The sequence below is a fragment of the Pseudarthrobacter scleromae genome (assembly GCF_014644515.1).
In the GTDB taxonomy this organism is placed as follows: Bacteria; Actinomycetota; Actinomycetes; order Actinomycetales; family Micrococcaceae; genus Arthrobacter; species Arthrobacter scleromae.
Genome location: NZ_BMKV01000002.1, coordinates 92,042 through 114,328, shown reverse-complemented (window position 1 = coordinate 114,328; position 22,287 = coordinate 92,042). Strand labels below are relative to the sequence as shown.

General features: G+C 63.5%; 19 protein-coding genes. 11 read left to right on the top strand and 8 right to left on the bottom strand.

All coding sequences use genetic code 11. The features are described 5' to 3' along the window. The first annotated feature begins 49 nt into the window (after positions 1-49). A complete protein-coding gene (locus IEX33_RS05450) occupies positions 50-1,123 on the top strand; it encodes a glycosyltransferase family 4 protein (RefSeq protein ID WP_188728406.1) in 1,074 nt (357 codons plus the stop codon). 244 nt (positions 1,124-1,367) lie between these two features. After that, entirely contained in the window at positions 1,368-2,651 is a 1,284-nt protein-coding gene (locus tag IEX33_RS05445; protein WP_188728403.1) for a hypothetical protein, read from the top strand. 184 nt (positions 2,652-2,835) lie between these two features. On the opposite strand, the gene IEX33_RS05440 is transcribed toward IEX33_RS05445, so the two are convergent. The 5 genes from IEX33_RS05440 to IEX33_RS05420 all read right to left on the bottom strand — a co-directional run bounded on the left by IEX33_RS05440 (position 2,836) and on the right by IEX33_RS05420 (position 10,162). Further along, positions 2,836-3,177 (bottom strand): YciI family protein, encoded by a 342-nt coding sequence (locus IEX33_RS05440; RefSeq protein ID WP_188728402.1) that lies wholly within the window; start codon positions 3,175-3,177, stop codon positions 2,836-2,838. An 18-nt stretch (positions 3,178-3,195) separates the two neighbouring features. After that, positions 3,196-3,975, bottom strand: coding sequence for a glycosyltransferase (locus IEX33_RS05435; protein ID WP_188728400.1), 780 nt, complete (start codon positions 3,973-3,975; stop codon positions 3,196-3,198). Positions 3,976-4,289: 314 nt separating this feature from the next. After that, positions 4,290-5,423, bottom strand: coding sequence for a glycosyltransferase (locus IEX33_RS05430; RefSeq protein WP_188728397.1), 1,134 nt, complete (start codon positions 5,421-5,423; stop codon positions 4,290-4,292). 92 nt (positions 5,424-5,515) lie between these two features. Continuing rightward, positions 5,516-7,087: a polysaccharide biosynthesis tyrosine autokinase gene (locus tag IEX33_RS05425; protein WP_188728395.1), complete on the bottom strand. Its 1,572-nt coding sequence runs from the start codon at positions 7,085-7,087 to the stop codon at positions 5,516-5,518. 267 nt (positions 7,088-7,354) lie between these two features. Further along, on the bottom strand, positions 7,355-10,162 hold the full coding sequence (locus tag IEX33_RS05420; RefSeq protein ID WP_188728393.1) for a CBM96 family carbohydrate-binding protein: 2,808 nt from the start codon (positions 10,160-10,162) through the stop codon (positions 7,355-7,357). A 613-nt stretch (positions 10,163-10,775) separates the two neighbouring features. On the opposite strand from IEX33_RS05420, the gene IEX33_RS05415 reads away from it, so the two are divergent. From IEX33_RS05415 to IEX33_RS05380, 8 genes are all read left to right on the top strand, one after another. Then, positions 10,776-12,197 (top strand): amino acid permease, encoded by a 1,422-nt coding sequence (locus IEX33_RS05415; protein ID WP_188728391.1) that lies wholly within the window; start codon positions 10,776-10,778, stop codon positions 12,195-12,197. Between the two features lie 242 nt (positions 12,198-12,439). Then, positions 12,440-12,745 (top strand): 30S ribosomal protein S6, encoded by a 306-nt coding sequence (gene rpsF, locus IEX33_RS05410; RefSeq protein WP_011693941.1) that lies wholly within the window; start codon positions 12,440-12,442, stop codon positions 12,743-12,745. Positions 12,746-12,815: 70 nt separating this feature from the next. After that, a complete protein-coding gene (locus tag IEX33_RS05405) occupies positions 12,816-13,406 on the top strand; it encodes a single-stranded DNA-binding protein (protein ID WP_188728389.1) in 591 nt (196 codons plus the stop codon). Between the two features lie 126 nt (positions 13,407-13,532). Next, on the top strand, positions 13,533-13,772 hold the full coding sequence (gene rpsR, locus IEX33_RS05400) for a 30S ribosomal protein S18 (RefSeq protein ID WP_003800144.1): 240 nt from the start codon (positions 13,533-13,535) through the stop codon (positions 13,770-13,772). A 17-nt stretch (positions 13,773-13,789) separates the two neighbouring features. Then, complete coding sequence (gene rplI / locus IEX33_RS05395; protein ID WP_104186774.1) at positions 13,790-14,242, top strand: 50S ribosomal protein L9; 453 nt, start codon at positions 13,790-13,792, stop codon at positions 14,240-14,242. Between the two features lie 72 nt (positions 14,243-14,314). Next, complete coding sequence (locus IEX33_RS05390) at positions 14,315-15,172, top strand: PhzF family phenazine biosynthesis protein (protein WP_188728387.1); 858 nt, start codon at positions 14,315-14,317, stop codon at positions 15,170-15,172. Positions 15,173-15,256: 84 nt separating this feature from the next. Further along, positions 15,257-15,883 carry an FMN reductase gene (locus IEX33_RS05385; RefSeq protein WP_188728385.1) on the top strand — a complete coding sequence of 209 codons (627 nt, stop codon included), beginning with the start codon at positions 15,257-15,259 and terminating at the stop codon, positions 15,881-15,883. A 238-nt stretch (positions 15,884-16,121) separates the two neighbouring features. After that, entirely contained in the window at positions 16,122-18,203 is a 2,082-nt protein-coding gene (locus IEX33_RS05380; RefSeq protein ID WP_229675250.1) for a CBM96 family carbohydrate-binding protein, read from the top strand. 78 nt (positions 18,204-18,281) lie between these two features. On the opposite strand, the gene IEX33_RS05375 is transcribed toward IEX33_RS05380, so the two are convergent. Beyond that, entirely contained in the window at positions 18,282-18,851 is a 570-nt protein-coding gene (locus IEX33_RS05375; protein ID WP_188728381.1) for a hypothetical protein, read from the bottom strand. 3 nt (positions 18,852-18,854) lie between these two features. Next, entirely contained in the window at positions 18,855-19,130 is a 276-nt protein-coding gene (locus tag IEX33_RS05370; protein ID WP_188728379.1) for a hypothetical protein, read from the bottom strand. Between the two features lie 663 nt (positions 19,131-19,793). Here IEX33_RS05370 and dnaB point away from each other — a divergent pair. Next, positions 19,794-21,176, top strand: coding sequence for a replicative DNA helicase (gene dnaB / locus IEX33_RS05365; protein WP_066272593.1), 1,383 nt, complete (start codon positions 19,794-19,796; stop codon positions 21,174-21,176). A gap of 25 nt (positions 21,177-21,201) precedes the next feature. Here dnaB and IEX33_RS05360 read toward each other — a convergent pair whose 3' ends face one another. Then, positions 21,202-22,173: an acyl-CoA thioesterase gene (locus tag IEX33_RS05360; RefSeq protein WP_188728377.1), complete on the bottom strand. Its 972-nt coding sequence runs from the start codon at positions 22,171-22,173 to the stop codon at positions 21,202-21,204. Positions 22,174-22,287: the final 114 nt, after the last annotated feature.

Here is a 22,287-nt window from a genome sequence, read left to right as displayed (position 1 = left end):
CGCAGTGCCTGTACCTAATAGTTCTCAAATTCCCGCAACACTCATTCTGGTGGCACCCCGTGTGGGTTCGGGTGGAGTCGGCGACTATGCGGAAGAGTTCATCGCCGCTGCTGTGCCCAACTTTTCCGCATTCCGTGAAATCAGGACTGCGGGACCGGGCAACGTCGGGCTCCGTGATGTGTTCCGTGACCGGCGAAGGCTCTCCAAGGCGGTGAAGGAATCCCTCGCTGCCGGCCGGGTGGTGGTTCACTTCGAGTTGTCAGCGGCGTCGCTGGGTCCCTTTTGGCTGCTGGCGGGCCGCTCGCGGGACATCGCCACAACGGCTACCGTGCATGACCCCCCGCTGGCCGCGTGGTGGCCTTTCCGCTTCAAAGGGGTAGCCAGGAGCAAGCTGCTTCACCACGGCATCCATCTCCCGCTGCGCCCTGCCAGTGCCCGGCTGGAACGGTGGCTGTTGCGGGACACCACCCTGTTTGCGCTCAGTGACGTCGGCGCGGCAGCGCTTCGAAAAACCTTCCCCGCTTGCCGGGTTCTCAGCACCTGGCACTTTGTGCCGCCCAGGCCTGCCCTGAAGCCTCCTTCCCAGCGTCCGCTGGCGGTTGGACTCTACGGTCACGCCTCTAAAGGCAAAGGGTTCGACAGGCTGGTCGAGCTTCGCCGCGAACTCCCGCCGGACGTCGAAATCCGCGTCGCCGGCAGGGGAACCGAACAGCTGCCGCCGATCCCCGGAGTCACCATCCTGGGAGCGGTCGAGGGGCCGCAGGAGGACGCTTTCTTTGAGTCCGTGAGGGCCATCCTTCTGCCCTACGACAAGACGAGCCGCTTTTATGGCAACATCCTGCCTGCCTCCGGGGTGGCCTCAAGGGCCTTCGCATACCGTACCCCCGTGATCGGATTTGACTCCGGGACGCTGGGTGAAGCCTCCAAGGCCGGCGGGCTGATCGTGGTCCCCGCTTCTGTCCGGGAACTGGCAGCGGCTGCCCACAGGACCATCACCGATCCGGCCGAGCTGGAACGCCTCGACCGCCAGATAACCGGGCTGCAGAGCGAGCGGACTGTCGCCCTGGCTGCCGCGCCGTACCTGGCCTACTGGACAGATGCTGTCAACGGGGAAGGTTCATGACGCACAGCCGGTTGTGGGTATCCACATACTCCCGACGTGGCACTTGTTGGGAGATGCTGGTCGGCATAGCGTGAGGAAGGACGGATTCCGTCATACGCGATGCTTGCGATACTGCGGGTATTGAAACCTGTCCGGATTATTCCGGGGCTTGACCCTGCATTGCAGCGATTCTGGAGGCGTTGCAGCAAATCTCGAGAGGGACGACCAACTCGTGCTACTGCCTTTCGTTGTTACCGCTTCCGCCGTGATCAGTCTGGTGCTGATCCTAGGGCGCTCCTACCACGTACTAATCCTGCTGGTCATTGCGGCCGGCTGGTCGCAGGCGCCGCTCATCACCCTCACCAGGTCTGATGCCTTCCAATACCTGGATGACGTGCCTGCGGCGGTTCTTGTTGCAGCCGCCGTTATCAGGTCTTTCAGCTCCCAGGACAAGCGCCTGCACAAGGCGCTTGGGCTGATGCTGCTGCTGGTCATCCTGGTGGGTATCGGATTTATCCGATCACCGGATGCGGACATCGGCATTGCCCAGGCACGGCAGGTACTCATGCCGCTCGGGCTGGTGTTCGCCGGCTTCGTCTACCGGGACGACATCAAATGGCGGAAGATCAGCGCCTACCTGCTGCTGTTGGCCGGGCTGACCGTGGCATGGGCCTTGGCCGAGGAAGTCATGCAGGCGCCCCTCCTTGACCCGGCCTGGTACCACGTCAACGTTGTGGGCGGGAACCCCCGCAGCATGCGCATGGGATTGCCGCCCGCCTACTTCGCGGACGGAGTGTCCAACGGCGACCTCACCTTCCGCCCCGGCGGCCCCTTCATGAACCCTCCCGTCATGGGCTTCCTGCTTGGCCTCGGCGCCTTTGCTGCCGTCGCAAGGCTCAGGAGCTTCGCGCGGCTCGGGATGCTTGCTGCCATCGGCACAACCCTCTTTTTTGCGTATGCCAGGGCCGGCATCCTGATCTTCCTTGTGGTCACGGTGATCTATTTCATCTGGACCAAAGTGGGGAAGCATGCCGGCATTCTTGTAGGCCTCGGCCTTGGGGGGTACCTGTTCACCACCTTCATTGAGCAGGGCAACACCGCCAGCCATTCAGATGGCCTATTGTCCGGATTCATGCTTGGCCTGCAGTCACCTGCAGGCCTGGGCTTCGGCACAACCGGATACCAGGCCGCTCTTGAAGGCGCGTCCACCGGTGTGGGCAGTGAGAGCCTGCTGGGGCTGTATTTCGCGTGGATCGGCTGGCCCATGATTGCTGCCGCCCTCCTGCTCCTGATCCACCTCGGGAGACTCCTCCGCCGTGTTCCAAGGACCCAAAGCCTGCCTGTGTGGCTGGCCGTAGGCTTCCTGCTGACTGTCGCTTCTTCCGAGTCCGCCTCCTCTATGGCATCCACCCCCGTGCTCTGGTTGACCGTGGGATCGGTGGTGGCCATGACGGTACCTCTGAGGCCCACAGTGAGGCCCGTGCCTGCGGTCATTGGTACGCGCTTCCCGTCCCGGCCGTCGTTGCCGCGGTCGACGTCGCGTCGGTAAGCCGCCGAGGCTGGGTCGCGGCACGCTGCGGCACCAGCGTCGGCCCCCGCAGTGCAGGGGGAGTCCAAGCCAGCGTTCACAAGGCCGCTGCACGCCCCTGCAGGGCTGCTGCACGCCGTCAGGATTGGATTGCCCGCCACCAGGGTGTGGGTGCGGGGCCGGCCTGGCTGGGGAGGTGCCTCCGTCAGCTCTCGGGATCGTACTGGAACTGCCGGACCTCTTGGGGGCAGCGGCAGGCGATGGCTAGTTTGGCAGCCCATTCAAGTGCCGCTTCCCTGGAGGGCAGCTCGAGAACCGTGTAGCCGCCGTCGGGCACTGTGTGGCCCGGGTACGTGCCGTCGGTGACGGTGCCGTCGCCGGACACGCGCACGGGGGCCACGTTCTCGTCGATTCCGCCGCCGAAGACATACACGCCCGCCGCTTTGGCCTCGCCGATGACGGCGTGCGCGGCTTCGACCACCGCCTCGAAGTCCTCGGCGTGGACCACCATGGCGTCACTGGGGAATGAGATCAGGAACTTGGTCATGGAGGGGCTCTCCTGGAGCTAGCCGGGAAGTCGGGCTGAACCTTCGGCCAGCATGCGGTGGCCGAAGGCGCGCCAGCTCTCGGACGCCTCCTCATGAAAGAGTTTTGCAGCGAGGGCCGTTTCGGTTCTTCCCTGGCCCATTGCATACTCGATGGCAGCTGCCCACGCCTCGACCTCCTGGCCGGGCAGCACGTGGTCCGCTGCCACCAAGAGCCGTGATTGCGGTCCGTACAGTTTCTCCAGGCTCGTTCCGACGCGCCCGACGATCGGAACGCCGTGCTCAAGCGCGCGCATGGCGATGCCGCTTTGGTAGAAGCGCTTATAGGGGATGACTATGGTGTCGCTGGAGACGATCAGTTCCTCCAGTTCATCCTCCGGGACAAAGCGGGCATCGACATGCCAGCCCTCGACGGGAGGCCAGCCGCGGCCCACTATGTCGAGGTCGCATTTCGGGCCAAGCCTGCGGGCCAATGATTTCAGGAGGTCGATGTCCCTGTCGGCTTTGTACTGTCCCAGCACGCGCACCCGCGGCCTTTTCCCGGACTGCCCGCCAATGGTGGCGTCCCTGGCTGCGCCGGCCGGGGGAAGCATCGGATGTGGCACCTGCGCCAGGCCTCCGGTGAGTCCGACGGCGTCCATGGCCTGGGCAGCTTCATTGCTGTGTACCAGTGTTCCGGGCCGTTTCTTCATGCGTCCTACGAGGCCCGCCACCAGGGGGCTGCTGCCCACGGACCGGACGAGGGGTTGCGGATCGTGGTAAATGATGACCCCTGAGTCGCCGCAAAGGACTTTCATCATCAGGAGGTCCAGGAAACCCAATACCGGCCACGTGACGAGGACCCTTTCCGGGGAATTCCTCTTTCGCGTCCGTTGTCCCGCTGAATAAAGCATGGCGGTATATTCGCCGAGCCACCGAAATCGGCTTTTGCCGGATTGGGAAGGCTCGGTGATGGAAAATAATTCTGTTTCTATTCCTGCATCGGCTAATTGATGCAAAAGCGCCTCGGTGTAATGGCTTAACGCCACTCCAAGGGGATTCAAAACCAATATGCGGGGGTTTCCGCTGCATATTTGTCCGGGTGATGTGAGTGCGCTCGTGCGCAATCCAAAGGTCATTGACGCACCTCGCTGCCTATCTTGGCCGCCTTTTCCCCAAGGACCGCTTCCTGAAGTGTCAGTTCGTATCTCCGGCACACATCTTCCCAGTCGTAATGGGTGGCTGCGCGGGCCCGGTTCGCTGCCCGGGCCTTCGCCCGCAGGTCGTGGTCAGTCAGCATGCGCCGCAATGCACTCTCGATGGCAAGCGGATCCGGTGCCACCAGGTGTTCATCCGCCCGCAGGACCTCGGCGTTGTATGGCGTCTGCCGGGCAACGACGGGTGCTCCGCAGGCCATCGCCTGGACCAGGGCTGGATTGGTTCCGCCTACGCTGTGGCCGTGGAAATACGCGCCGGCATGATGCCAGAGGGAGAGGAGCTTCTTGTCATCACTGACGTGGCCGAGCCACTGGACGTTGGGATGTTCACCCAGCCGCTGGGCGGCCTCATCCAGCGGCCCGCCATATCCGCTGGATCCGACGATCACCACAGGATGTTGCTCCGCCAGGCGTTCAGCTGCCTGGAAAAACTCAGACACCGTGTTCTCTGGAACAAACCGGGCCACCATGAGCACATAGGACTCCGGTTCGAGGCCGGGAACAACCTCGCTGGGACTGGCGAGGTTGGCGCCGTACGGAATGAAGACGCTCTTGCGCCCAAAGTCCCGCTTCCAGCGCCGCTGTATCTCAAGGGAGTCGCTGATAAGGATGGTGCCGTAACGCGCCGTGAGCCGCGCGCCCAGCCGGAAGACGAACTTGGCGAAACGGTTCCACTTGGCGCGTTCCCATTCGATTCCGTCCACGTTCACCACGGTTGGTATTCCGCGAAGCTTCAGCAGCGGCAGGAAGAAGCCGTTGGCAACGTTCATGACGAGCGCCACCTGGGGCTTGTGCCACAGGGCGTGAAGGACGGAAGACAGCCCGAAGGAGAGGGTGCTCAGTGACTTGCTCTCAAGCCCCACTGTCCTGGTGGTTCGGATGCGTGGGTCGCGTGCCTCGTCGTCGTCCTTGGTTTGGCCTGCCCGGCAGTAGACGTTGACGTCCCAGCCGGCATCGGCGAGGAATGGTGCCAGGCGCCGGACTGCAGTCTCAAAGCCGCCGTAGTAACTTGGGTAGCCGCGTGTCCCGATGACGACGACAGACTTGGACATGGGTTCTCCTAGATGAGTGTGTCGGCCGGTGCGCGCGTAACCGGGTTGGCTCGGTTACGGCGCACGTGGTAGCTGCAGGCGTTGGATGGTGCCTAGAAGGAAGTGACGCTCCGCGAAGTCTGTTCCCTGCTGGAACCACGGAATGCAGGGGGGCTTTCGGGCTCTATCACTACAGGTGAGTCGTCGTCCGCGTCTCCGGATGGATCGCTGTCCGCAGAGTCCGGATCCGGGGAGTAGTACGAGTAGCCGTCAAACTCCTTAGCCGGCACGCAATTCAGAAGGGTTCCAAGAACGGCTCCATGCACCTTCCGGATGTTTCCAAGCGACTTTGTCAGCTGGTCCTTGGTTGTCCGGCCAGCCCTGACAACCACAATGGCGCCGTCCGCGATCCTGGCAAGGAGCACAGCATCAGTCACCGGGAGCAGCGGTGGAGCGTCAATGATCACGATGCCCTTTTCTGACAGGGATTCGATCAGCTGCTTCATGGCATGCGAGCCGAGGAGCTCGGTGGGATTGGGCGGGATCCGGCCGGAGCCCAAAATCGACAGGTTGGGCAGATCGCTCCGCTGCTGGAGAACGTCATCTACCTCTGCCTTTCCTGTGAGGACGTCGGTGATGCCTATTCCGGGAATTACGTCGAAGATCTTGGCCATGCTGGGGTGCCGCAGGTCGCCGTCAACAACGATGACCTGTTCCCCTCCGGCCGACATCGCGGAGGCCAGGTTGGCTGCAATAGTCGACTTGCCTTCCCCGCTCACCGAGCTCGTGACGACGATGATCCGGGGCGGGTTGTCCACGTCAAGGAACGTCAGGTTGGTGCGGAGTTCCCGGAGCGCCTCGGCGAAGGCGGGGCTCTGTGCCCGTGAACCAGGCGTAGGAGCTGCGGGGACGCCTCCCAGGACCTTGTTCTCGCCCGTCAGCCGGAGGTCGACCGGGAGGGCGCCGATGACCGGTACGGAGAAGAGATGTTCCACTTCAGCTGCGTTGTGCAGGCGGCGGTCCAGCCGGTCTCGAAGGAGCGCGGAAGCATAGGCCAGGAGGAGGCCCAGTGCTGCCCCGTAGAGAGCTGTCAGTGCCACGCCGGGAGAGACGGGTTTTGTTGGCAAAGCCGCTGGATCCAGCGGTACCAGGGAGAGGGGCGGCGTAACGGCTTCGAGGGCCTCGCCTGAAGCGGCAGTGGCGGCCCTCTCCCTTTCCTGGACCTGCTTGCTCAACTCGACGATCCAGGCGTCCGCAACCCGCTGGGCAATGGTGGGATCCGGCGACTCTGCCGTGATCCGGATTTCAGCAGTGTCGCGGGGTACGGACACGGAGATGGCACCCAGCAGGGCATCACTGGACATGTTTAGCCCGGTGGACAGGCGCACGTTGTCCGCCACGAGCCGGGATTCAGCCAATGACTTGTAGTTCTTTGCCCTTGCTTTGGCCAAGGTATCGCCGGCCAGCAGGCTGCTGACGTTGTCCGTCCCCACCGCAATAACAACTGCGCTGGCTTCAGCGGCATATATGCGGGGGCGGAACGTGCTCCACGCCGTGGCCAGCAGGGTGACGATCAGGGTCACAACCGCAATGTGCTTCCAGTACGTCCTCGCGACCCGGGCGTAGTCCCTCAGTCCCATCCCCGCGGCTGGTACGTCGCTGCCGCTAATATCCTGATTACTCAAGGATCCGATCCCTCCTGCAGGTTGACGTGCTGAATGGGCAGGTGCGGCGGAAGGGCCTGGTGCGGCCGGGTCGATTCGAAAGACCTTTTCTTCTGCCATGATTGCCCCTTTTCCGGCGGGTTTCCTGTGTCTCTGTGCCGCTTTGGCGTGTTGCCAAGCTAGTACGGGGCCGGATGCCGCGGTCCGATAAACCAGGGGGCTTGTGGCTGCCCGGGGGTAAGAATGTGGAAATTGCGGTTACCTGCAGCCCGAGGTCCCCACCCTGGCCTACCGCAGGGTGAGGACGAGTTTGGGTGCGGTGCTGCCGGCTTCCTTGGAGTTGAGGTCCAGGCCGTCGGTGCTGGTGGCGTCGAGGCCGAGGGAGAGTTGTTGGCCGAGCTCGCCGGCCAGGGCGCTGGCAGTGAGCGGAACGCTGTAGTTGCTGTTGGCTGCTGTGGGTCCGAGGGTGCCGATGCTGGTGCCGAGCGCGGGGCGGTTGTTGTAGGTGATTCCGCTTTCGGTCCAGCTGTCATCCGTGACGAGTTTGATGTTTTGTTTGCCTATTGACCCGCTGCCGGCGCTGCGCAGCTGCAGTGTTGCGCTCTCCACGGTCCTACCCGCATACGCTGAGAGGTCGAATTTCAGGTAGGTGGTTTCCACGGGACTGTTGTCCACGCTCATTGTGGTGGAGGTGCCGTAGTTTGTGTTTGCTGCTCCGCCTGCCACCCAGCTGTCCGCGGTGGCGGTGAGGGTGACGGTCTCGGACGTCCCGCCGCCGCCGCTCGCTGCCGCCGTGGTGAAGGTCCAGGTCTTGTCCGAGGCCAGCGCGTTGCCGGCAGCGTCCTTTACCCCGGTGGAGCCGCCCTTGACGGTTGCGGTGTAGGTGGTGCCGGCTGCCAGGTCGGTGCCTGGGTTGAGCGTCGCGGTGTTGCCTGTGCCGCTGTATGTCACTGCGGCCGAAACCGCCGTCGGCCCTGTCTTGAGGGTGAACGTGTCCGAGGTGATGGTCGAGGTGTTCATCGCCTCGGAGAACGTGGCCGTCACGTTTGTCGACACTGCCGTGCCGGTGGCCCCATCAACCGGGGACGTTCCCGTAACCGTGGGAGCCGCCGTATCACCGCCACCACCACTGCCGCTCCCGGACATCGTGAGGACGAGTTTGGGTGCGGTGCTGCCGGCTTCCTTGGAGTTGAGGTCCAGGCCGTCGGTGCTGGTGGCGTCGAGGCCGAGGGAGAGTTGTTGGCCGAGCTCGCCGGCCAGGGCGCTGGCAGTGAGCGGAACGCTGTAGTTGCTGTTGGCTGCTGTGGGTCCGAGGGTGCCGATGCTGGTGCCGAGCGCGGGGCGGTTGTTGTAGGTGATTCCGCTTTCGGTCCAGCTGTCATCCGTGACGAGTTTGATGTTTTGTTTGCCCGTTGACCCGCTGCCGGCGCTGCGCAGCTGCAGTGTTGCGCTCTCCACGGTCCTACCCGCATACGCTGAGAGGTCGAATTTCAGGTAGGTGGTTTCCACGGGACTGTTGTCCACGCTCATTGTGGTGGAGGTGCCGTAGTTTGTGTTTGCTGCTCCGCCTGCCACCCAGCTGTCCGCGGTGGCGGTGAGGGTGACGGTCTCGGACGTCCCGCCGCCGCCGCTCGCTGCCGCCGTGGTGAAGCTCCAGGTCTTGTCCGAGGCCAGCGCGTTGCCGGCAGCGTCCTTTACCCCGGTGGAGCCGCCCTTGACGGTTGCGGTGTAGGTGGTGCCGGCTGCCAGGTCGGTGCCTGGGTTGAGCGTCGCGGTGTTGCCTGTGCCGCTGTATGTCACTGCGGCCGAAACCGCCGTCGTCCCTGTCTTGAGGGTGAACGTGTCCGAGGTGATGGTCGAGGTGTTCATCGCCTCGGAGAACGTGGCCGTCACGTTTGTCGACACTGCCGTGCCGGTGGCCCCATCAGCCGGGGACGTTCCCGTAACCGTGGGAGCCGCCGTATCACCCGGAGGGGGAGCCGTTCCAAGCGACCGGTCCGAGAACCAGTAGCGCTCAGTAGCCTTGTTGCTGGCCATGACAACAACGCCGGTGGTGGCGTTGACGCTCTGTTTGGTGGTGGTGACGTCGTTGATGTTGGCAGATGCCCCGTCCTGGATCACCGGCGTGCCACGGCCGCTGCCAAAGACAAGATCGTCCATGGATGCAGTCTTCTCGTAGATACTTCCCGGGACTCCTGAGTATGCACATCCGGACGTGGACGTGGAGGGAGCAGTATGGAACGCCCTCACCACATTGTTGGATGTATCCAGCAGGATTTGGGGACGGGTCACGCAATCGGCAAGAGTGGCAATGGTGGATTTTGTAAACGAACCCGTTCCGGGCCGGAAGACCAGCAGCTGCAACTGCGGAAGCGTCTTGTCGGTAGAAGAATCGAGGCTCGTCTTCACCGCCGCGTAGACACGTCCTGAAGGATCAGCCACGAGTGATTTGATGTTCAGATGGTCGTCCGCTTGGCCTTTGCCCTGCACCGCGGACTGGACGTTCCATGATGAGGCTGCCGAAGGGGAGGTTCCATCCGTACGGGTCGCCCAGTAGACGGTTCCGGCGGGAGTGTCGCTCCACATCACACCGATTTTTTTGTTTCCGTAAGCGACGATCGCGGAGATGTCATCTGGTGCTGGTTTGGGGTCGGCGACCGGCAGGACAAACGGCGTGCCCCAGCTTGTCCCGCCCGCTGCGGACGAGTTCACATAGACACTGCTGGAGTAGCCGGAGGTTGAGCTTCCGGAAACCTGCGTCCACGTGGCCCAGATGGCACCGGTAGTGTCCTTGTCGATCGTCATGGACTCGCTGCTGTTGTTGTTGATGTTGGTGGGAAAACCGGCGTCGAGCGTGTACTTGCCGGCACTGTAGCTGTACCTGTAAAGCTTGGCGGGCTGTCCTGACACCGAGGGCTTCGTACTTGCATCGCCGGAAACTGTCGCCACATGCGAGGCGATGTACAGCTTGTTGCCGTCCCACAAGGTGTCTGCCAGTGTGTTGCTGCGGCTGTCGATCGAGACACCCGTATTCACCCAGGTCTTTGCAGCCCTGTCGAGCCGGTAAATTTGCCAGCCGGTTCCCGTGGTCCACATATCTGCCCACCAGGATCCGTCGTTCCACCACAGCTTGCTCTGTGGCTTGTCGGACGTCGGAGTGTTTGCTACACCGGAATAGCTGATGCTCTGGTAGCCGTAATTCTCTGCCGCATGGGCTGGGCCGCCAGACGTCAGAAGGCCTAGGACAAGCGCAACGGCCAAGGCCAGGGCTTGCGGAACGGGATGGCGAACTTTTGCTGTGTGCATATTCAGGTCCTTGGTGGCGCAGGTAGTCCTTAACGGCGTACCGCTGCTCTGGCGTCCCTCGCTTGAGTGCGGGTGGAAGCCAATGTAGACCTCCGAAATTGCCGGGGGCAATGGGGGAAACCGGGAGTAAAACCACTAGGGGATACGGGGCTGCGGACTATTTCCTCCGTGTTTCCTTGTTGCCTGTCAGGCTCCTGTTGTTTCGTGTGGGTACCTGCAGTTGGGCCAGGACCAAAATTGGGCAGCCCAAGGCTGTGCCGATGCACAGAGCATCCGCTTCTCGGCGCAATTTACAGTGAGAGAAATGTGTGACCGGCCCCACTGGAGGGGCGCGGTCCTCAATCTTTCCGGCAAGTACTACCTGCCGATCCCATCTGCATAACCACCGAAGGACGGCACTCCCATGCCCGCTGACCAGCAATTAGCCAAGTCGCTTAAGCCGCGGCACCTGTCCATGATCGCGATTGCCGGCGTCATCGGCGCCGGCCTGTTTGTGGGCTCCGGCGCCGCCATCCAGCAGGCGGGACCGGGGATCCTGCTCGCCTACATGGCTGCCGGCGTCGTGGTCATCCTGGTGATGCGGATGCTCGGTGAGATGGCGGCGGCCAACCCGGAGACGGGCTCCTTTTCCACCTACGCCGACAAGGCGCTGGGCCGCTGGGCCGGCTTCAGCATCGGCTGGCTGTACGCCTGGTTCTGGATCATCGTGCTGGGCATCGAGGCGACGGCCGGAGCGGCCATCATGCACCGCTGGGTTCCCGGGATCGACCAGTGGGTCTGGGCGCTCATCCTGATGGTCCTGCTGACGCTGACCAACCTTGGGTCCGTGAAGTCCTACGGTGAGTTCGAGTTCTGGTTCGCTTCCATCAAGGTCGCTGCGATCGTACTTTTCCTGCTCTTCGGCGCCGCCGCCATCCTCGGGTTCGTCCCCGGCGTCGCCGCCCCGGGGCTCAGCAACCTCACCGGCAACGGCGGCTTCCTTCCGAACGGGCCGGGAGCTGTGCTTGCCGGGATCCTGGTGGTGGTCTTCTCCTTCTTCGGTGCGGAGATCGCCACCATCGCCGCCGGCGAATCGGAGAACCCCGTGGACGCCGTCAAGAAGGCCGTCAAGTCCACCGTGTGGCGGATCCTGGTCTTCTACATCGGGTCGATCGCCATCGTTGTCACCCTGCTGCCCTGGAATGACGCCAGCGTTGCCAAGAGCCCCTACGTTGCAGTCATTGAACTTTTCGGAATCCCGGGCGCCGGCACCATCATGGACGTCGTGGTCCTCACGTCCGTGCTGTCCTGCCTCAACTCCGGCCTGTACACCGCCAGCCGCATGCTCTTCTCGCTGTCCAAGCGGGGAGACGCCCCGGCCGCGTGGACCAGAATCTCCCGGCGGGGCGTCCCCGCTGCTGCCGTGCTCGCCTCCACCGTGGTGGGCTTTGTGACAGTGGGCCTCAACTACATCGCACCCGACACGGTTTTCCTCTTCCTGGTCAACACCTCCGGTGCCATTGCCCTGTTCGTGTGGCTTGTCATCGCGTCCTCCCAGCTGATCCTCCGCAAGCGCATGGGTGCCGCAGGCAAGGATCTTGCGCTGAAGATGTGGCTCTTCCCCTACCTGACGTGGCTTTCCATCGCTAGCATCGTGGCGCTGCTGATCGGCATGGTCATCCTGGAGTCCACCAGGGAGTCCCTGCCGCTGTCCGTGGCCCTGGCGGCTGTTGTGGTGGCTGTGGGCGTGTGGCGCTACCGCAAGTCCGGTACGGGCCCGAAGGGCGGGGAGCCGCAGGATCCCACAACCCGGGAGTCGGCTGTGGAGGCCGTTTCGGCGTCGTAATTTCCCTGTTTGTTCGCTTGCACGTTTTCCACATAGGAGCCGTTGGTGCTGCAGCCCCTGCCAACACGGCCATAGCCTTGGGTCAGGCGCGAATCGCCTATCCGGTCCAGATGCACTAAGATATTGAAGTCTGTGCTGTGTCCTGCCTCCGTTCCGGCGGCGGGGCCTTGCATGGCATCGCAAATGAACCTCCTGTTACGGAAATGCCGTAACCGCTTAGCCCAAAGGAGGTGGGTTCACATATGCGTCCTTACGAATTGATGGTAATCATCGACCCCGAGGTCGAAGAGCGTACCGTTGAGCCGTCGCTTCAGAAGTTCCTGAACGTCATCACCAACGATGGTGGAACCATCGAAAAGGTTGACATCTGGGGCCGTCGCCGTCTGGCTTACGAAATCAAGAAGAAGTCTGAAGGTATCTACGCCGTGGTGAACTTCACCGCCAAGCCGGACACCGCCAAGGAACTTGACCGCCAGCTGTCTCTTAACGAGACCATCATGCGCACCAAGATCACCCGCCCCGAAGAGCAGAAGGTTGTTGCTGAGTAATTTCAGCACCGACTCTTCAATCTTTAACGCAGGAACGCACCCTTCACCCAGGACAACAAGGAGGCAGTAGATGGCAGGCGAGACCACCATTACGGTCATCGGTAATCTCACCAATGATCCGGAATTGCGGTTCACACCGTCCGGTTCAGCAGTAGCGAACTTCACCATCGCTTCCACCCCGCGTACCTTTGATCGCCAGTCCAACGAGTGGAAGGACGGGGAAACCCTGTTCCTCCGCGCCGCTGTCTGGCGTGAAGCAGCCGAGAACGTCGCCGAGTCCCTTACCAAAGGAATGCGCGTGATCGTGACCGGCCGCTTGAAGAGCCGTTCCTACGAAACCAAAGAAGGCGAAAAGCGCACCGTTATTGAGCTTGAGGTCGATGAAATCGGCCCCAGCCTGCGCTACGCCAATGCCAAGGTCAACCGCACCCAACGCTCCGGCGCTGGGGGTGCCGGAGGCGGCGCCCAGGGTGGCTTCGGCGGCGGCAACAGCGGCGGCGGCTTCGGAGGCGGCAACTCTGGTGGAAACCAGGGCGGCAACTCCGGTGGAGGCTGGGGCGGTGGCAACCAGCAGGCTGCGCAGGACGACCCCTGGGCAACGCCCGGCGTCTCCAACGCAGGCGGCTGGGGCAACGGCCCCGATTCCGAACCTCCCTTCTAAACACCCATTCAGGCCCGACGCCGGGACAGCCGAAAGTGCCTCCGGGCACCCAGGTGACTGCCGCCGTCGGACCACCACCATCCCGTGGATCAACATCCACGGGCTCCCTAGAATAGGAGCTCCACGATGGCTAAGGCTGAACTCCGTAAGCCCAAACCAAAGTCCAACCCCTTGAAGGCCGCTGACATCACTGTCATCGACTACAAGGACGTAGCATTGCTGCGCAAGTTCATCTCCGACCGCGGAAAGATCCGCGCCCGTCGCGTCACTGGCGTCACGGTGCAGGAACAGCGCAAGATCGCCCAGGCAATCAAGAACGCCCGCGAAGTTGCTCTGCTGCCTTACTCCGGCGCTGGCCGCGGCTAAGGAAGGGATTAACTAACATGGCAAAGCTCATTCTGACCCACGAAGTAACCGGTCTCGGTGCTGCTGGCGACGTTGTCGAGGTCAAGGACGGTTACGCACGTAACTACCTCCTGCCCCGCAACTTCGCCCTGACCTGGTCGAAGGGTGGCGAAAAGCAGGTTGAGTCCATCAAGGCTGCCCGCGCTGCCCGCGAGCACGCTTCCCTGGAAGATGCTCAGAAGCAGGCCGCTGCACTGTCCTCCAAGCCGGTTAAGCTCGTCGTCAAGGCTGGCGAAACCGGACGCCTGTTCGGCACCGTCAAGCAGGGCGACGTCGCTGACGCCGTCGAGGCCGCCGGCCTTGGCAGCATCGACAAGCGCAAGGTTGAACTGCCCGTGCACATCAAGTCGGTAGGTTCCTACCAGGCCAACGTCCGTCTGCACGAGGACGTTGCCGCTGTCATCGAACTCGATGTTGTGGCTGGCAAGTAGTCCCTGACTGCTGGAAAGACCCCCGCTGCCGGATTCCGGCAGCGGGGGTCTTTTGCTTGATAGCTTCGTACGGTGAACAGCACCGAACTTCCAGCCCGCAGCCGCCCTTTCCACCAGGTCGATGTCTTCGCCCGCGAGCCCTACCGCGGAAACCCGCTCGCCGTCGTCGTTGATGCCGAGGGTCTGACGCCGGAGCGGATGCAGCAGTTCGCCAACTGGACCAACCTGTCGGAGACCACGTTCCTGCTGCCCCCAACCGATCCGCGTGCAGATTACCGGGTCCGCATCTTTACCGGCAGTGAGGAATTCCCCTTCGCCGGGCACCCCACCTTGGGGTCTGCCCACACGTGGCTTGAGCGCGGCGGAATTCCGCAAACGGACGGCTTCGTTGTCCAGGAATGCGGCGCGGGCCTGGTTCGCGTTAAGCGCGACGGCGGGATGCTCGCCTTCGCAGCTCCCCCTTTGACCCGTTGTGGTCCAGTGGACGGGGCTATCCGTCGCCGGATCGCTGCGGGGCTCCGCCTGGCTGAAACCGATGTGGTGGATGCGTCATGGCTGGTGAATGGTCCCGAATGGATCGGTGTGCTGCTGGGTTCCGCGGAGCAGGTCAGGGCTGTGAATCCTGACGTCGCGGCCCTGGGCAGCCTGAAAATCGGGATTATCGGGCCGGGGCCGGGGGATGGCGGCGCAGACTTCGAGGTCCGCACGTTCATCCCGGGCGACGCCATGGTGGAGGATCCCGTCACGGGCAGCTTTAATGCGGGTGCAGCGCAATGGCTGATCGGCAGCAACAGGGCTCCGCAGGAGTACGTGGCGGCCCAAGGGACGGCACTGGGCCGCGCAGGCCGCGTCCACGTCAAAGCCGACGGCAGCGACATTTGGGTGGGCGGACACTCCACCACCTGCATCCGGGGATCAGTGCTTCTCTAGCGGGAATACTCCGTAAGCTCCCACCGTTCACCGTATAGATGCATATGCATATATGCTGGAATGATAGAGCAACAGGAGAATGCCATGGAGACCCGCCGCATCACAGTCCTTTCCGCCGGACTCGGCGTACCGTCGTCGAGCAGGCTGCTGGCCGACCAGTTGTCAGCCGCAGCCGAGCGGCACCTGGACGGCGCCGGCCTCGGCGTGCAGGTGGACGTCGTGGAACTCCGCGACCTGGCGGTGGACATCGCCAACAACTTCGTCACAGGCTACGCCGCGCCCCGGCTGGTCGAGGTGATAGCCGGCGTGGAAGCTTCGGACGGAATCATCGCCGTGACGCCGGTGTTCAGTGCGTCCTACAGCGGTCTGTTCAAATCCTTCATCGACGTCCTTGATCCCAAGTCGCTCGACGGCAAGGCCGTCCTGCTGGGCGCTACCGGCGGCACGGACCGCCACCAGATGGTCCTGGACTACGCCCTGCGCCCGCTGTTCAGCTACCTGCGAACCAGGATTGTAGCCACGGGCGTCTTTGCGGGTCCGCAGGACTGGGGCACCATGGACGACGGCGGCTCCTCACTTTCGGACCGCATCGACCGGGCCGCAGGGGAGTTCACGCGGCTCCTTGAAGGGGCCCAGCCCGGCCGGAAGCCCGCTCCAATGGAGTCCCTCCCCTTCGAGCAGCTTCTGGCCGGCATCTCCGGCAACGGGTGACGGCCGGCCGGCGCCACACATGAGGTAGTGTCCCGTTCGAATTAGGGGTTGCAATTAAGGGCTTCGCGGTTGACACTGATCGAGCGTGGGGACCGACGTTCAACTCCGGGGAGCGCACATGGGCGGACATGCTACAGGTCGGCGTATTCATGCTGTAAGCCGGGGAGGTGGTTGCCTGGACGGTGCCCGTTCACGCCGGCTGGGGATCCCATGGCTCACCGCGCTGCTGGCAGCCCTAGTGCTTGCCTTGGGTGTGGTGGTGGTGCCGGGTGGGGCGTCCGCTGCCGAGGGTGACGTCGGGGTCGAGGGCCCGTCGCACTCGGGGACGGGAACGCCGACTGGTACCAAGCGGGCGACGAGTGCGTTGTGGTTCAACGACGGGCTCTGGTGGGGGAACCTGTGGGACACCGCCAGTTCGGATTTCCATATCTTCCGGTTCAATGCCGCCACGAGCGCGTGGGTAGATACCGGCGTGGCGACGGATACCCGCTCGAACACGCATCACGACGTCCTCTGGGACGGCGCGACGCTGCATGTGGCGAGCTACCGGTTCGTCAACGACGGTTTGCCGGCTGAGCCGAACTTCCCGTCGACGATGCGGCGTTTCAGCTACGATCCTGGTACAAAGACGTACTCGCTGCAGAGCGCTACAAACATCAACAACTACCGCGTTGAAACCCTGTCCATTGACAAGGATTCGACCGGCCGCGTGTGGGCCACCTGGCAGCAGGGAAACCGCATCTACCTGAATGTCACGGGCACGGATGGCAGGACGTGGGGGACACCGTTCCCGCATCCTGCGTCGTTGAGCAACGTGTCTGTTGACGACTCGTCAGCGGTGATCGCGTTCGGGCCGGGCAAGATAGGCGTGATGTGGAGCCGGCAGGTCGACGATTCTTCCGACGGCATGTACTGGAGCTACCACGTCGACGGAGCCTCGAATACCGATTGGACCACGCCTGTGGCCGCTGTCTCGGGGCAGCGCAGCGGTGATGACCATATGAACCTGAAGTGGCTTGACTCCTCGGGTGGCCGGGTTTTCGCGGCCATCAAGACGTCGTTCACCTCGGCAGCCCAGCCGCTGATCCAGCTGTTGGCGTTGAACGGAACCACATGGTCGGCGAACACGATCGCGACTGTGTCGGAGTGCCCGAACCGGGTGATCGTCCTGATCGACGAGAGCACCCAAAGGCTGCGGACCTTCGCCACCTATCCGAAGCCGAGCGGCACAACGAACGCCGGTACCTGCACCAGCTCGGGCGGTGCGATCTACGAGAAGTCCACGCCGCTGGACAACATCAGCTTCAGCAGTGCTAAGACTGCCCGGATCGTCGACGCCGACCAGTATGTCCACAACGTGACGTCGACGAAGCAGAACCTCAACAGCGCGGCGCGGGGCACGGCCGGCAGCGGTCTGCTGCTGCTCGCGGATGTGAACGCCACCAGCCGGTACTGGCACTTTTACGATCCCAGCGGTGGTGGCGGTGGTGGTGATACGACGGCTCCGGTGGTGTCGGGCACGTCCCCGGCTGAGGGCGCTACCGGCGTGGCGGTGACGGCGGACGTGACTGCCACCTTCTCCGAGGCGATGGACGCATCGACCGTTGAGTCGGGCACGTTTACCCTGGTGTCAGGGTCGACGACGGTGACGGCCACGGTGACCCTCAACGGCGCGGGCAACATTGCGACGCTGAGCCCTGACTCGGACCTGTCGGCCGGGACCACGTACATGGCGAGGATCGAAGGCGGTTCCGCCGGGGTGAAGGATGCTGCTGGGAACGCATTGGCGTCGGATAAGACGTGGACATTCACTACGGCTTCTGCGGGCGGCGGCGGCACACCGGAAACCGTCACCCTCACCGCCACGGCGGACAGTTATGTGGCGGGCACGTCGGCCGGAACGAACTACGGGTCAAGTACCCTGCTGGGAGTGGACAAGAGCCCAGTGGAGGTCACGTACCTGAAGTTCGACCTGTCGGCGTACGCTGGCCGCACCCTGGAGAGTGCGACACTCCAGCTGCGCAGCGCCGGGAGCGGTTCCAAGGGTACGCAGAACGTCAAGCTGGTGGGTGTCGACACCTGGACAGAGGGTGGAATCACGTACACCAACCGCCCCGCGCTTGGAAGCAGCATTGCGACCTTCGGCCCGACGACGGCCAACACCAACTACAGCGTTCCGCTCACGGTAGCCGGCCTGGCCGGTGAGCTCGGCCAAGAGCTTTCGCTGGGCCTGGACACCGGCAGCAGCGACGGCCTGGACTTGAACTCCAAGGAGGCCGGCAGCGCGGCGGCACCCAAACTCGTCCTGGCGCTGAGGTAGTCCTACAGGACCGGTCAGGTAGTCCAACATGACGGGGATGATCGGGCCGCCCCAGGGCGGCGAGGCGACCGGCCAGGCCTAGTCGTCCAGCAGTTCGATGAACTCCCGGGCCTGCTTCATGGAGATATCTGAGTGCCGCGTGAGCGCCGAGGCAGCAGCCTCCGTGTCGCCGTTGCGGGCCAGGGTGCGTATCCGGCCATAGATCTCGTCGTTGAGCATGTTGCTGCTGACCTCGCGGGTCACGTCGCCCTTGCTGGCGATCGCCCGGTAGCGGTAGGGGAACCTTTGGGGCTCATCATCCTCATCGTCCGGTTCCGGGGTGGCCGCCTCCGGGCCCCGGTAAGGCTGCGGGTGTGCCGCCAGCGCGCCTACGGCGTCTCGTGAGGCGCGCAGTCCGTCGCCTGTGGCTTCGTAGTACAGCTTGATGGCTGCCATGGCCTGGCCCTGTGCGATCAGGGCATAGAGCCGCCGGTGTTCGTCCTCGGAAAGTTTGGCGGCCGCCGTGCGGGCGAGGTCGGCGGAGGTGGCTGCGGGCGCCTGCGGCTCGGCGCCCGCGGAGGCCTTCCGCCTGCTGATGGCGCGGGCCGCCAACGTGACTCCGGCAGCCACGGCCAGGAGGATGAGGACAGGGACCACAAGCGATTCCATTTTCTAGCGCCGTTCTGTGTACTTCCTGGCTTGGGCCAGGTCTGAATGCATCGCCTGGGTGTTTTGGCTTGGCCTCGTGGTGGACTCCAGGCGTGCGCGGGCGGCCGTGGCAGCCTGGACCTGGGCCGCGTAGTGCTGCGCTGAACGTTCCGCCAGGTCACGCTGGTATTTCTCGGCATCGGACAAGCCCGTATCCCGCGGACTGAGGGCCGTGGCCAGGCCCCAGATGAGCGCCACCAACACAATCGCCGGCAGCAGTACCAGCACTAGTTCGCCCATGTTTAGAGCTTATGCCAGATCCGGTTTATCCACAGCAACATTCATCTATGCGCATACTCAACGGTCCGCTGGGGCGTTGACCCCGGGACCCGGGTAGCAACGGTCCGCAGCGGTCGCGGGATGAACTGCATCACTGCCACGGAGGGGGCGGTTTTACTCCACCGGTGCTGCCATGGGCTGTGGATGAAATTATCCGGAAGAAATCTTTACTCCACATGCTGGCGGCGACGTTTCTGCTGGTCAGCGCACTTAAGGCGCGTAAAGTTTTTTGCTTTCCACAGCCTTTCCCACAGGCTGTGCACAAGCTATGCCCTTTAGTGCACAGGTTTTCCACAGGGCCTGGTGCCTGTTGACTTTGCCGCTGGGGCGCGGGGGACTAGCGTAGCGGGGTACCTGTTTTTCAGGGCTCCTGTGGTTCCGGACGGATGCCTGGAAGAGCAGCCGCAGGGCATCCGGAGCCTTAAGAAGAGGCCCATTGTGGAAAACCTGTGGATATGGGGATAACTCTCAAAATTCCCGGCTGCAGGGCTGGATCCCCAGCGATTGTCACACCCCGCTGGTACACCTGGACAGGTAGCGGAGCCCGGCTTTCGGGCAACGCCCTAGCAGGACGGTTAACCACCGGTGCCACCAAGGCCCCGGCTCACATGGAGGACGGCAGCTTTGTCAATCGCGCATCTGGATCCGGTAGAGACAACCCGCGGATCTGAAGCCAGCCGCAAGCCGCCGCAGGACATCCCTGCCGAGCAGTCCGTGCTGGGCGGCATGATGCTGTCCAAGGATGCCATCGCCGATGTCGTGGAAATCCTCCGCGGCCAGGACTTCTACCGCCCGGCGCACGAAACCATTTACGAAGCCATTATCGACCTCTATGGCCGCGGTGAGCCCGCCGACGCCGTGACTGTCTCCGATGAGCTCACCAAGCGCGCAGAGATCAACAGGATCGGCGGCCCTGCCTACCTGCACGAGCTTATCCAGACCGTTCCCACCGCCGCCAACGCCGGCTACTACGCAGAGATCGTTGCCGAGCGGGCCGTGCTCCGGCGCCTCGTGAACGCGGGCACAAAGATCGTCCAGCTGGGCTATGGCTCCGACGGCGAGGTGGAGGACCTGGTGAACCAGGCCCAGGCCGAGGTGTACGCGGTGGCAGAGCGCCGCACTGCCGAGGACTACGTCGTCCTGAAGGACGTCATGGAGTCCACGGTGGATGAGATCGAAGCCTCCGGCCACCGCGGTGAGGGCATGACCGGTGTGCCCACGGGGTTCTACGAACTGGATGAGCTCACCCATGGCCTGCACCCCGGCCAGATGATTGTGATCGCAGCCCGCCCGGCTGTGGGTAAGTCCACCTTCGCGCTGGACTTCGCCCGCTCGGCAGCCATCAAGAACAACCTGGCCACAGTGATGTTCTCGCTCGAAATGGGCCGGAACGAAATTGCCATGCGCCTCCTGTCCGCCGAGGCCACCATCGGGCTGCAGGACCTCCGCAAGGGCACCATCAAGGACGAGCAATGGTCCAAGATCGCCACCACCATGGGCCGGATGAATGATGCCCCGCTCTTTATCGATGACAGCCCCAACATGTCGCTGATGGAGATCCGGGCAAAGTGCCGGCGCCTGAAGCAGCAGCACGATCTAAAACTCGTGATCCTCGACTACCTGCAGCTCATGAGCTCCGGTAAAAAGGTCGAGTCCCGCCAGCAGGAGGTCTCCGAGTTTTCACGTGCGCTGAAGCTCCTGGCCAAGGAGCTCCAGGTCCCCGTGATCGCTCTGTCCCAGCTCAACCGTGGCTCTGAGCAGCGCCAGGATAAGCGGCCCATGGTCTCCGACCTCCGCGAATCGGGCTCCATCGAGCAGGACGCCGACATGGTGATCCTGCTGCACCGTGAGGACGTCTACGACAAGGAGTCCCCCCGCGCAGGGGAGGCTGACATCCTGGTGGCCAAGCACCGCAACGGCCCCACCAAGGACATCGTGGTTGCCTTCCAGGGCCACTACTCACGGTTCGCCAACATGGCAGCCGACGCCGGCGGCGGCGGCTTCTAGGAGCGCCGCCGTGGGTGCCCTGGGCTTAGCCCCGGGCCAGCAGGTGGTTGGGCAGCCGGTTTCCCGGGGCCGTGCCCCTGATTTCCAGCAGTTCGCGGGCATGGGCGTGCAGTCTCTTGTCCTCTTCGCTGACCGGCACCCACGAGGGTACGGGGACGGAGTTGCCGTCCGCGTCGCGCGCCACCATCACTGTCAGGCAATAGGTGGTGAGGTTCATCTCGCGGCTCTTGGGGTCGCCCGAGCGGACATGTACGGCAATGTGCATGCCTTTGGTGCCGGTGTACACCAGCCGCGCCTCCACCTCCACCACGTGGCCAATCAACAGGGGACGGTAGAACCGGACCCCGCCGGAGAAGACAGCCACGGTGTCCATGCCGCAGTACCGGGAGGCGCACACGTAGGCGGCCTCGTCGATCCACTTCATGACGATCCCGCCGTGGACCTTGCCGCCCCAGTTCACGTCGGTGGGTGCGGCCATGAACCGCAGGGTAACCCGTTCGGCCGTACCCGCGTCCGTATATTCCTGCCGGTTCATGGCTTCGACGATCTGTTCGCGTACCTTGATCCGTGCCAGCGCGTGGTCCCGCTGTTCAATCTCTTCGGCGGTGACGGGTTCGAACTGCTGGACCGGGATCGGTTTTCCCTCCTCGCCCACAGCTACGAAAATCACCATGCACTGGCTTCGCATGGTGGCCGGACCGCCCTTGGGATCCCCGGAGGAAACCACGGTCCGGATGTGCATCGAGGACCGTCCGGTGTAGACGATGGTGGCCTCGACCTCCACCATGTCGCCGCTGTTGACGGGATCGGCGAAGTGAATGTTTCCCACGTAGGCGGTGACGCAGTAAGACTTCGCCCACCCCACCGCAGCGGCATACGCGGCCTTGTCCACCCACTCCAGGACGGTTCCGGCGTCCACGGAGCCGCTGTGGCCCACATCCGTGGGAGCGGCCAAAAAACGGAGTGTCACGGAGTTGGAGGCAGGCGTCTCGGTCATGCTGTGATCATACTGACGCCCGGTGTTACCGGCGGGTTGCCTCCAAAACGGGGCCGGACATGGCGCTGCCCCGCCCGCCGGGCTGGCGGACGGGGCAGCGGGCAGATCCGACGG